This is a genomic window from Microcoleus sp. MON1_C1 (assembly GCF_036701945.1).
Lineage (GTDB): Bacteria > Cyanobacteriota > Cyanobacteriia > Cyanobacteriales > Microcoleaceae > Microcoleus.
Map to the genome: position 1 here is coordinate 131,061 of NZ_JAUBRO010000001.1, position 13,040 is coordinate 144,100.

The 13,040-nt window shown below is 47.5% G+C and carries 4 protein-coding genes; 1 reads left to right on the forward strand and 3 read right to left on the reverse strand.

The genetic code is table 11. The annotated features are described in order from the left end of the window. Positions 1-510: 510 nt before the first annotated feature. The 3 genes from QUA62_RS00525 to cbiD all read right to left on the reverse strand — a co-directional run bounded on the left by QUA62_RS00525 (position 511) and on the right by cbiD (position 10,220). Positions 511-6,405, reverse strand: coding sequence for a CHAT domain-containing protein (locus tag QUA62_RS00525; RefSeq protein ID WP_333401921.1), 5,895 nt, complete (start codon positions 6,403-6,405; stop codon positions 511-513). A gap of 708 nt (positions 6,406-7,113) precedes the next feature. After that, positions 7,114-8,682 (reverse strand): glutamine-hydrolyzing GMP synthase, encoded by a 1,569-nt coding sequence (guaA, locus tag QUA62_RS00530; RefSeq protein ID WP_202798554.1) that lies wholly within the window; start codon positions 8,680-8,682, stop codon positions 7,114-7,116. A gap of 380 nt (positions 8,683-9,062) precedes the next feature. Beyond that, positions 9,063-10,220 carry a cobalt-precorrin-5B (C(1))-methyltransferase CbiD gene (gene cbiD / locus QUA62_RS00535; RefSeq protein WP_333401922.1) on the reverse strand — a complete coding sequence of 386 codons (1,158 nt, stop codon included), beginning with the start codon at positions 10,218-10,220 and terminating at the stop codon, positions 9,063-9,065. An 810-nt stretch (positions 10,221-11,030) separates the two neighbouring features. Here cbiD and QUA62_RS00540 point away from each other — a divergent pair. Further along, positions 11,031-12,464, forward strand: coding sequence for an MFS transporter (locus QUA62_RS00540; protein WP_333401923.1), 1,434 nt, complete (start codon positions 11,031-11,033; stop codon positions 12,462-12,464). The last annotated feature ends 576 nt before the right edge of the window (positions 12,465-13,040 follow it).

The window sequence follows — 13,040 nt, forward strand, 5'->3', positions numbered from 1 at the left end:
TTTTTTTCCGTGATAATACTGAAAATATTGGGTGAACCAAGTCCGTGTTACCAGTGATCGAAGTCACAACATTGAAACCAATGCAGCGGTGGAAAAATTACAACCCACCTTCCGCCCTTTGACTGTCACACCGTGATAATTTTCGTCTTGCACGAGTCTGAACTTCCTGCTGTGCAAAAGTTTCAGACCTTCATCGGAAGAACTACCTCTTCTTCAACCAATTCTCAACAAGTAACGACTGTTGACTTTTTATTTCCTCAAAATTGATGCAAACCTCATGGCTTGGGCAAAAATACCTGAATGTGAGAGTCATATCAAATCTGCCCTTCATCGGAACTATTCATCTCTCTTCCCTTCCTCTGTATCCTCTGCGTCCTCTGTGGTTTAACATTCCGATATAACCGGAATTGATATCAAAGGGCCGGACGTGGGGTGTAAGACACCAGAAAAATGATAATTTGGCCTACTAAGTACGTAAGAGCAGGTATTAGGTCTCTTGACGACTGGACATCAGCTTTTCGGGGTTAACCGTTTCTCTGCTTCGCCAATGAGCGTAAAAGCGGCCCAATCTACAGGATTAGGATGTTTGACCAATGTCACCAGCATGGCCTTCCGCAGCGCTTGGGCAATATCAGGGGTTAGCTGCATCTGCCGATAAAATTCCGCCATCAAGTCGGCTGTTGATTGGTCGGCTACTGACCACAGAGAAACTACAACACTCGGAACGCCTGCTGCAATAAACGATCGCGATAAACCAATGATGCCATCGCCTGTAATACGACCGCGACCCGTATTGCAACCACTCAAAACGACGAGTTCGGCATTCAACCTCAAATTAAAAATTTCGCTAGCAGTGAGTAAACCACTGTCACCCTTGCTTGGGGCAAGTGCGATGACTCCAGGTACGCCCAATCCCTCCACGTCATCCAGGATGCCGTGAGTTGCTAAATGCACGATGCGCGATCGCTCTATTTGCTGTAAAACTGCTACTTTTGTCGCCTTGTCGCCTGTAAGCGGTTCAGCATTCAAAAGCTGAGCAATCGCGATCGCTTCGGCTTCAGCCTGTGGGAGTGATGACAGTTGTTGAGGAGGTTGGTTCGTATTAAAGCCAACACTTGGCATGGTAGGATTCCCAACGACTAGCGCACCTTTTCCTGAAGCAAGCTGTTGCTGTTTCTTGGTTAAAGACAGCACTTGAATTGAAGGTGCTGTTAAAATAGTATGTTTTTCTATCAAGTAGTTTCCCCAACTATCTTGCAACGCGGCAAAGGGAACTAAGAACAAAGATTCATGAGGAATAAAGGTAATTCGCGACGCTGGATCTTGAGGTAGAAGGTCAGCAATTGGTTCGATCAGTAGTTGATAAAGCTCTTGCAATGACGGGTATAAAAATCGTTGATCGACAATAGGCATGGTTCCGGTGGGATTTCTAGCTGGTTGGGATAGCTGCTTGTTTTCCAGGCAACTGGGAATGAAGCAACGACCTTGAGTAATCAAGGCTTTTAATGAAGTCTGTTCCTCAACCAAACCTTTCAAACTGATGCGACGAAAGTCAATTTTTCCGCTCGGCTGGATTACCCAGATATAAAGTTCTGAATCTTGCAGCTTTCTTTGACCATCAGCTTCTACAACTTCTTTGATAATCGAGTAAGAAACTAAAGTAGAATTTTGTTCTTTAGCAATTTGCTGAATGTCCTGGATGTCGAGCGGTTTTATTTGAGTTTCCGAGGCCTTTAGGGTAGCTTGTGCTGACTGGGAAGAAAAACGGTTGATCAATAATCTAACAAAAGCTTGCGCCCGTCCCCGCTCTGTTATTTCTAGCGCTTTCTTATGCTGATTTTGATTAGCAAGCACTTCTTGCAATGTACTATAACTTGTTTCTTGGGTTTCAAAAATTGAAACTAAATTGAGGTCGTTATTTTCTAAATTTGACCGCAGAGATTCCCAAATTTCAAGGGCTGAAAATAAAACTTTGATAGCTTCTGCTGGTTGCTTTCCTTTGTATAAAGCGTCACCTAAATTTGTGAGGGCGCGGCCTTGGGCGTGGCGATCGCTCAGTTCTCTGGCAATGGCTAAACTTTGTTGGTGAGACTCAATCGCTTGACGATAATTTTTGACAGCATAGTAAGCAACTCCTAAATTCTCTAGAGCACGACCTTGAACGAAACGATCGCCCAGTGCTGAGGCGATCGCTAAACTTTGTTTCTGCTCATCAATTGCTTTGGCATAATCGGTTAGGGAATAGTGTACTAATCCCAAATTGCTCAAAGCAAGAGCTTCGCCTCGGCGATCCCGCTGCTGTTTAGCGATCGCTAAACTTTGCTCTTGATATTCAACTGCCTTTTTATAGTCTTTTTGGGCATAGTAAAGTAATCCCAGATTTCTCAGAACACTCGCCTCTAAATCAGCCGATTTTAGGGAATGCGCTACTTCCAAACTTTGCTCGTAGTATTCGATTGCTTTTTTATAATTGCCAATCGCGCCGTAAGCAGCTCCCAAACCAATAAAAGCTTGTCCCTTTCCCAATAAATCGTCCCTGGATTCAGCTTGTGCTAAGCGCTGCTGGTGGTAAGAAATTGCTTTTTCATAATCTCCGATCGCGTAGTAAGTCGCCCCTAGATTGTTGAGCGCGTAGCCTTCCCTAGCGCGATCACGCGAGAGTCTCGCCAGCTCTAAATTCTGCTGGTAGCAGGCGATCGCTTTGCTGTAGTCTTTTGGCGCATTCTGGAGAGGCAATCCTGGTTGCTGCCCCAGTAATTGTTCCTCAGTTAAGCATTGAGCGGCACTCGGTGTCAGGCTTGCTAAGTTTTGCGGTTCGCGATTTCGATCGCCATTAAGCTGGCTCGATTGTTGAGCGGCAAGGGTATTAGGATTTCCTGGCTGTGTATTAGAGACTTGCACTGAGACAGGTACAGTGGCTGCCGCAGTTGGTATTGCATCTGAGTTTGCAAGCGTTGGTACGAGTGGTGTGATGGTTGGGAGACGTAATGGTTCTGGCACGCCCCTTTCTGCAGGCAGCGTGGGAGCTAACCCAGAGGAAGGAACTTCTAATGGTTCTAGCACGCCCATTTCTGGCGGCAGGGTGGAAGCTGACCCAATGGTAGGGGTAGGAGTAGGAGTATCTGGTTGCGATAAACCTGAGCCTAGAGGTGCGATCGCAGGGAATTGAATCGCAGGTGGTGCGAGTGCTGCGAGTGCTGGTGGTTCTGGCGGTACGCTGGGAGCATACCCACCACTCCCAAAGCCGAGACCTCGCCACATATCTAATGGTGGACTGCCCAAAACAAGGGTAGGATCGGTCAGAGATATTAATCGGCTGCCACTGGTATCAATGCTGTTGGGGTCATTACTCCTAGTAGCGAGGCGAATCGTACCCTCATAGCTGAGGATAGTACCGGGAGCGATCACGCCCAAGGCTTGCAAAGTGATGTTTCCATCTGGTATACCCATCGGAGCGACAGAGGTGAGGAAGCTGTTTTTGGCATTAATACTGCCACCAGAGCTAAGCAAACTGATGTTGCCACCTCCAGAGAGGATAGAACCCGCTACAGTGATATCTGTGTAAGAGCGGAGTACAATATTACCCCCAACTCCTGCGCTCGTGCTCGAATCTATTCTGTCTCCGGTGGCACTAAAACTGGATTCCCCTTGAAGGAGAATCTCGCTACCCCCAGAAGTTATGTTGCCTACAGTAGTTAAACGATACGCCTTCACCTCTATATTGCCACCCCTCCCTTGGGCAGATGTAGAATTTAAAGCGCCAATATTGAGCGTGATTCCCCCAAGTGGCTCATTCCGAAAACCAATCGCGCTATCCCCGGAAATAATATCTCTGACACTAACATCGTATCCTTCAATCTCGATTACGCCACCTTTCCCCGTGCTGGAACTAGAATTTATTACCCCACTGACGTTGAGGTCGCCTTGAAATAAGATCGAGCCACCTCCAGAAATGACATTTCCAAGAGTTACAGGCCCTGTATTTACTTCGATCTCGCCTCCAACTCCACCGCTATAGCTGGAATTTAGGGTACTATTGCCAGCGTTAAAGCTGCGGGCTTCGCTCAACACATAAATACGACCGCCACCGGAGGTTATATTACCAGTCACAATGTCACCCTCATAATTACCCACAGCAGTTTTGAGTTCGATCGCGCCTCCCACTCCTCTGTTAGAACTCGAATCAAAATTCCTAGCGCTGATGCTGTTGTTGTTGCTGCTGACACTATTGAGGCCGATATTGCCACCGTTTGAGACAATGTTTCCGACTGCAATGCTACCAAATGCCAAAAGCCCGACATCGCCACCTGCAGTGCCACTGCCAGAGTTGAGATCGCCGACACCGATCCCACCTGCTTGACTGCTGAGGGTAATGTTGCCACCGCTAGAGAAAATATTTCCCGTTGCTATATTGCCGTAAGCGTTGAGAGAGATGTTGCCCCCTCCGCTGCCACCATTCGCGTTCAGAGTGCTGGCGCCGGTGTCGATCGCACCTCGATTGCTAAGCAAGCTGATCTCGCCTGCCGCGATTCCGCCAGTGTCGATGTTGCCGGCACTGATGTTGCCTTCTCCATAAAGGGTGACGTTGCCTCCGTTTCCAAGGAAGCTAGAGGTTGTAATTCCACCGGTGGCGATCGCGTTTGTCCCATATAGGAAAATTGACCCACCGTTACCGGCTATCGAGGAAGCGTTCAAGGTGCTGGCGTTCGTATTGATGCTTCCCCCCGTGCTGTAGAGGGTAATATTGCCGGCATTGCCCGTTAAAGTTGAAGTATTCAGGTTTTCCGCTGTGATGTCCCCGGACGCTACCAGCGCGATATCTCCGCCATTTGAAGTAATGGATGCTGCTTGAATGCTGTTTGCAGCGCCTAAAAAAACTGAACCTGCGATCGCGATATTGCCAACTTTAATGCTGGCAGGTGAAGAACTGGCGGGTGCTAGAGTGCTGTTTCCAGTGAGGGGAGTGGGTAGGTTGCCAGCCGTAAAAACCAACTGCGGTCGATCGCTAGATGCGGAAGTGATAGCGAGATCGCCGGCTGTGATCGCGCCTTGGGCTTGCACTCCCAGAGAAGCGCCTGCGTAATTACCAAAAGAGACGTTTCCGCCTGAGACGATCGTAGAACCGCCTGAACTTGCGAAGTTGCCGGGGCTACCTTGAAGTGTGGCAATAGAGAAATCGCTGCCAGCTCTGAAGAGGGCATCACCGGATACAGTACCGTTACTGGTAAGTGTGATGCGGCCGTCAGCGCTCAGTAAGCTTTGGGAGTGATTGCGAGCCTGGATGTCTATTTGGCGATCGCCCTGCACGGTTAGGTTTCCACCCGCATTAGTAACAAAAGAGTTAGCCGCGCTGTCGCGGATACGGACTATTTCCCCCGCTTGCAATTTCAAGTCACCGGTTGTTTGTAGTTGCCTGTTTGCTAGGGTCAGGTTACGCGCGGCTGACACAGTAGCCGTTTGAGCAGACACTGCTAAATTTTGGTTCGCACCTGTTGCCTGAGTGTCGGCAATTGCCACATCGCCAGCTTCTACCCGCAAGTCTGAATTCGTTAGCTGTACGCTTCCGTCGCTGTTAACTGTAACGCCTGTAGCGTTGCTGCTACCTCCTGTCAGCAGTTGGGACAGGGTGAGGGGACTCAACGGCACAGAAGCAGAGTTGAAATTAGAAGAGGGGGAAATTTCTAAACTCAGCAGATGCCCTGCTTGAGAAATGCGGACTAAGTTTTCTCCGGGCACCGATGCGATCGCAATTTGCCCCGAGGGTGCTGACAAAGTACCGGGGCTGAAAACTGTTCCGCCTATTAAAGCTAGCGTTTGCCCGTTAGGTACGCGCAGTTGACCGAAATTTGCGATCGCCCCTGGCTGAGCTGTACCAAAATTTAAAATGCTTGGCGTTCCTATCAGCATAGCGTATTCATTAACGCCAACTGCCTGAAACCAATTGTTGCCCAATCCGATTCCGGTTGCTGTCGTTGCCAAGAAGGAACCAGGCACGTTCAGTTGAGCGTTGGAACCAAAAACAATCCCCGCCGGATTCATCAAAAATAAGTTAGAACTACCGCCTATTACTTGAATTAAACCGTTAATATAAGAAGCATCGCCACCCACAACTCGCCCTAAAATGTTGCGGATATTTGGCTGAGAAATAAAGTTAACAATTTGACCGTCTTTGAGTCCAAACTGCTGAAAGCTATGAAAGAGATTAGTGCCGTCTTTTGAGAGCTGTCCCCCGTTGATGTTAAATTGATTGCCGGAGGCATTAACAGCAGTTCCTGTGCCATCGGGAGACGGAGTAATTTGCTGTCCTGTAGCAGCAGGTGAGAACAGTAAAAGACCTAAAGATACCACCCAACTACAAGTCAACAGTTGCTGTTGATATTTGTGAGTTGTTCTTGTTATAATCATTAGACTTCTCCCTAAAATAAATTCTTTGCTGAGCGCGCTTAAATTATAATTATAATAAAACTTTTTCCTCAAAAAACAGGAGTCGAGTTTAAGCTAAGCACGTTAAAAAGTGCGCTCGTAGCTCAACTGGCGAACGTTTACAGAACCCATTTGAGATCTAAGCGGCTGCAAGCCCGATCAGCATCCGCCTAATAACAATAGTCCGGAGAGTTTTTAGTTCCTAGTCTGAAACCCTTGATTTTTCCTTGGTAGTTCGATTGCAGAATCGCCTTGAAAGCCATATTCTACGGTTGGTTATCAAAAACTGTCCGAAGTCTTGTAATAAAACACAAATTAACCTTGGCACTCGCATCAACCAGAGTTCTCTCAAAATTAATGACGAGAATTTTGCACGTCTCTATCCAAGCATTTGCCCGTTCTCTTCCCCTACCTTGCTACAACCGGAAAAAACAAGGATTCGAGGATGATCCACTCTTCGTCTGTGAGGCTGGTAGAGTAGGGCATAACTACTGGATACGAATTTTGCATTTACTTCAAGACAGTAAAAAATGTCAAATGGCTTCTATAAAAGCGATCGCCCTTTTCACTCCTCCATCCCCTGAAGCCCGTGAAGCGTAGCTATCGCAGAGGGAATCCCCCTTTTATCCAAAATCAAAATAAGTAGACAGACAAAAAAATCAGTCCGCCTACTTACTAGCTAACTACAAATCACTCCCACTCGATCGTTCCCGGTGGCTTAGAAGTAATATCGTAAACCACCCGGTTCACCCCCTTAACTTCATTCACAATCCGGTTCGAGATCAGTTCCAACAAATCGTAAGGAACCCGCGCCCAGTCAGCCGTCATCCCATCTTCACTCTTAATAAATCGCAAGACGATCGGGTAAGCATAAGTGCGCTGATCGCCCATTACGCCTACACTGCGAATCGGCAGCAAAACTGCAAAAGCTTGCCAAAGTTCACCGTACAATCCGTGCCTGTTAATTTCTTGGCGAACAATGAAGTCAGCATCCCGCAAAATATTTAGTCTCTCGGAGGTAACTTCTCCTATAATCCGAATCGCCAATCCCGGGCCGGGGAAAGGTTGCCGGTTCACGATTTCTTCGGGAAGCCCGATCGACCGGCCGACTTTTCGCACTTCATCCTTAAACAGTTTTCGCAGCGGTTCGATCAGCTTAAATCGCAAATCTTTTGGCAAACCGCCGACGTTGTGGTGGCTTTTAATTTTAACAGCAACTCGCTCGCCGCTTTTCGGGTCTGCATTAGTGTCAGCCGACTCAATCACATCAGGATAAAGAGTACCTTGTGCGAGGTAGTCAAAGGGCCCCAGACGCTTCGATTCTTCTTCAAATACGTTGATAAATTCGTGACCGATCCGCTTGCGTTTTACTTCAGGATCGGTTATCCCTTCAAGTTGAGCTAAAAAGCGTTCGCGAGCATTAACATATTCAACGTCAATGTGGAATTGCTCTTTAAATAATTTTACCAACCGTTCTGGTTCATACTTCCGCATAAACCCTTGGTCGATAAACATACAGGTAAGTTGGTCGCCGATCGCCTTGTGCAGCAAGAAAGCCAAAGTAGAAGAATCTACCCCACCGGATAGAGCCAACAAAACTCGTTTGTCTCCGACTTGCGCGCGAATTTCGCGAATCGATTCCTCAACAAAAGTAGCTGTCGTCCAAGTCGGTTCGCACTCGCAAATGTGGTAAACAAAATTGCGAATTAAAGCTATGCCCCCGATTGAGTGAACGACTTCTGGGTGAAACTGAACCCCGTACAAATTTTTCTCGTGGTGAGCAACAGCAGCAGACGGAGTATTGTCCGTGTGAGCGAGGATCTCAAAACCCGACGGCAACTCGGAACAGGAGTCTCCGTGGCTCATCCACATCGTGCTGCCTTCTTCGACATTTGTCAGCAAATCCGTAGGATCGTCAATAAATAGCGATGCCTTGCCGTATTCGGCTAACTTAGCCCGCTCAACCGTTCCTCCGAGCTGCTTTACCATCAACTGCATCCCATAACACACTCCCAACACCGGTATTCCCAAATTCCAAATTTCTGGGTCGCAGTGGGGTGCTCTTTCATCGTATACAGAACTCGGGCCTCCTGACAGAATAATTCCTTTAGGATTGATAGCTTTTAACTGTTCTGCCGTAGTGCGGTAAGAAATAACTTCTGAATATACTTGAGTTTCGCGAATGCGGCGAGCAATCAGTTCGGAATATTGCGAACCGAAGTCGAGAATCACGATCGTCTGGCGATCGCTCTGCCCCATAGAAGAGTTTGTGAGGTCTGATTCAGTTTTTATTTGAGTAGTCACGGTTATTGCGTAATTGCTAATTGCTAATTGGGTCGAAAGTAGGGGAGGTATTTGTCGCGGCTTCACTACAAGACTGAGGAAGGCGAGCAAGCATTAGTCACTAGGAATAAATCTTATTTATACTAGATTGCAGTCAGCGCTCGTAGTCGATTAATAGGGTCGAGGGCAAGCATAGATTTACTTCAATCCTTATCCTAATTAATTGAACTCTGGCGTCAAAAACTGCGTCCCCAAGCAACCTAGTATAATTAAGGTCTAGGGACAAAGAATTATTACTTGTTAAATATTATCCCTGAGCGATGTTTTAAACAGAATTCAGGGATATTCACACTACATTAACAAATTTGGGTCAAAAATGTATCTCCTATATCACTTTTAACAATAATTTTGCGATCGCGCCCGAACATCACCGATCCCACGGAGATGCGCCGATTGGTGTGAGTAAAAATGCAATCCGATGACCGCAAGTCTATTTGTCGGGCGATGTCGCCGTAAATTCGATCGACCCAATTGCTCCCAAACTCGGCGTCTAAAGCCCGCAGTTGCCCGAGAGCCTCTTCGGCTGTCGCTGCGCCAAAAATTGCGGAACACGCATCGGCAGGCATTCCAGCCTTAGCACAGTAAGCTGTGAGAATTTCCCTGCGCCCGTCAGCGAGGTGGTGGTGAGTGTGAAAAATTCCCGCAGCCAATTTCATCAGTTTCCCGTGATAGCCAAAGAGCAAAATTGACTCCACGCCCTGATATCCGGCTTCTACCAGCAGCGGGCCAAGCCAGTTAGCGGTTTTGACTAGCCTCTCAGGATTAATCCCCAGTTGTCGCGCCAAATCCAAACCGTTTTCGCCGATGCAGAAAACCAAACAGTCAAACAGTTCGGCTTTTTGTTGCAATTGTTCGCGGTAAACTTCCAACTGTCCAGGGGCACTCAGCGGTTGAGAAATGCCAGTTGTACCCAGCAGCGAAAGTCCTTCTACCACGCCGAAAGCTTCGTTAGAAGTGCGGGTGGCTAGTTGCCGCCCAGACGGCAGAATTAGGGTGACAGTAATTTTTTCTCCCCGTGCGAGTTCTCGGCTCAGATTCGATCGCAACAGCCGCATTGCGTAATCATAGATTGCGGCCCCTCCACCGACTGTGTGACGCCCGATACCTTCACCGCCGAGAATCACAATCTGCTCTCCCTCTCCCCGATTCTCTCCCTCTCTCTCCCTCTCTCCCTCTTCCCAATTCCCCAATTCCACCATTGCCCAAACGGGGGTATTGCGAGTCAGATCGAGATTGTCCCCCGGATCGGAGCGAGTCACTCCTAAAGCGGTACCCGTTTTGAGTACAGACGCCTGTTCGATGGGAATTTCTGTCGTTATTTGCGGTTCCAGTAAATTTACTGATACGCTATCAACAGACTGGATACCCTCACGCAAGCACCGCAAAGCTGCAAGTGCGGCCGCACAGGCAAATACTGGCAGTGTATACCCGGATAAAGGTTGAGTTTTTGTCACAATCTAATGCAAAAATCCGTAAATTTGCCGAGGCTCGACATCACGCTGTAGCAATAATACCCCTCAAACATTTAAGCTTAATTTTAGGGTTTGCTATTATCAGCAGTTAGGATAATTTTTGTCAAGTAAAAATTTTGTCCTACCTGTTGCCGATCTCAGCCACAATTTTTTTGAGGTGCGTTAGCGGAGCCCTGGTAGAGGATCGCCAAAAACCCACTCCGAAGCCTTACGGGCAGGTGCGGGGGATTTCCACAAACAACCCGGAATCTCGATCGTGAGCGCTGGGACGGAACAAACGGATTCCAGGAATTAGGTACAAATCGTTAGCAGCTATACTCGGCAAGTCGATCGTACTTCCTTCTATAGATTTAGCTAGCCGTAAAGGTTTGAGAGCGGAAGGGAGGATCGGGCGCGAAGTTTGCTTTGGCCCTTGGGGCGACTTGTTTGAGGCGGAATTCGAGCAGTTTTTGGCAGGCGAAATGCTGCGATCGCTTCCTTGTTAACCGGTAAAACCTACTTTTGGACAATTGGCAAATTTATATCTCCCAAGCGGTTGATGTTCCACTAATCGCTTGCCATCTATATTAATAACCATTACCCGGAAGTGCCAGTCTAGCTTTCAAGCTCACATCTTGAAGGCGGGGCTGGTTTTATCTTAACAGGCTAGGTCAGCAATTTTTAGCAGAAAGATTAAATTTTATTTACACCGGCGCGTGAAAAATAATTTAATGGCCAGCCAGCCTCAAACCATTACCCAACCTGGGTTGGACAGTTTTTAATCTAAAATCTACAATCTACAATCGATTGACTATGGTTGAACCAGTTGCAGAGTTAAATGAACCTCTATCTCTTCAGAGTCCAGAAATAGTAGACCCGAAAATATTTCAGCTCGTTCTCTCTGCAAAAACAGCTCTCAAATTTTCTAAAAAAGACGTTCGATCGACCCTGAGAGCCTCAACTCTAGACGGCGTTTTTGCCACTATCTTCGAGTCGGCGACCACCGGCGTGCTGCTGAGCAACTTCTTGCTGCAACTCGGCGCCAGCAGCGTGGAAATAGGTATATTTTCTGCTATTCCGATGGTGGTAAATCTCCTGCAACCACTAGGAGCCTACATCGCAGACCGCACAACCAGCCGCCGCTGGTACAACCTATTAGTATTCGGGGCGTCGCGGCTGCTGTGGCTGGTGCTCGCGGTGGCAATTGTTTGGGGTTCCCAGCACCCAGACCTCCACCAATTGCTGCAATGGACGCTGGTAACAGTCGTAGCAGCTAGTGTGCTGGCAGCTTTTGCCAATTCTAGCTGGTTCAGTTGGATGGCTGCTGTGGTTCCTCAGCGCTTGCGGGGACGCTATTTTGGCTTTCGCAACAGTGCTGTCAGCTTCATCACTTTGCTGGGAGTGCCGTTGATGGGATTGGGAGTGTCAACTTGGGACGGCGGCCCAATTTTTGGCTACGGTATTGTTTTATTTGTCGGTGTTTTGGCGGGAATGATTAGTTTGGGGTGTCAATCCTTCATGGGTGATGTGAATCCCCGGGTATACAAAAAAGATGCAGAGAGCGATCGACTTACAGAGAAAAAAGAAAAGCAAGTAACAGATTTTGTGCCTTCTGTGTTGAAAGATTCTAATTTTTTAATGTTTATTCTTTACTTCAGTGTGTGGACATTTGCTGTCAATCTCAGCGCGCCTTTTTTTAATATCTACCTGCTGAAAGATTTAAGCTTGGATGTGAGTTTGGTAACGATTTACACCAGCTTAAGTTCCGGCGCAAATCTACTGCTGCTGATGTTTTGGGGCAAGTTGGCCGATCGCTGGGGAAATCGCCCCCTGCTAATTGCGGTTGGGCTGGTGGTAGCGGTAACGCCTTTGTTGTGGTTGGGTACGGGCAATTACCCGTTTGCTCTATGGGTGTGGCTGCCGCTGCTGCACTTGTTGGGGGGAACGACTTTAGGGGCGATCGGGCTGTGTACTAACAATATTCAAATGGAGATAGCGTCGATCGAGCAACCTTCGACTTATTTTGCGATCGCCGCAGCAGTTTCGGGAGTAGCTGGGGCTTTGGGAACTACCGCCGGCGGCTTTCTTGCCGAACTTCCTGGCATGAGTTTGGGAGCAGTGTTTGCCCTCTCGGCTGGTGTTCGCTTGATTGCCCTTCTGCCTTTGGTTTTGGTGCGAGAACCTCGTAGCCAGTCGCTGCGGTCGATCGTCCCCACTTTGGGACGTTTCAATTTAAACCGCGGCTAGGAAATTTCCGCACAAATTTACCGATCGAGAAACCAGAAAGGCCCACAGATTGTTAAAAACTTCAAGCACATCGCAGAAGATCTGACAGTCGCTGCAACAAATTTTCATCCAAAACATAGTCCAAACCTGCTATGTGTTCGGCCAATACGTCACCATTATCTTGCAGCTAACTGACAAATCGATCGGATATGGCTGTTCTCAAAACTGACCAGGCAGAGCGTAAATCTGTTTAAATGTTTGTTAGCTATGGCATCCGATCGTTACTCCTGTTAGGAGAATCGAGCCTTTTCCCAGAACCAAAGCTACTATTTCACGCTCTAAATTTTTTACGTTTTAAGAGAATCGAGCCTTTTCCCAGAACCAAAGCTACTATTTCACGCTGTGTTTTTTGTTTAAGAAATATTAATAATATTAACATTTTAATACAGCCAACTAGACTAGATGGTGTTTAAGGACTAATATCCTGAGAACCGAAATAACTCAAGATTGCCCAGCCAGATAACAATTTGGTCTAGCAAGAAATTATGAGGGATCGCGTGAGGTGACAGAAAAATGGGAAGTGGCAATTCTCTTGTA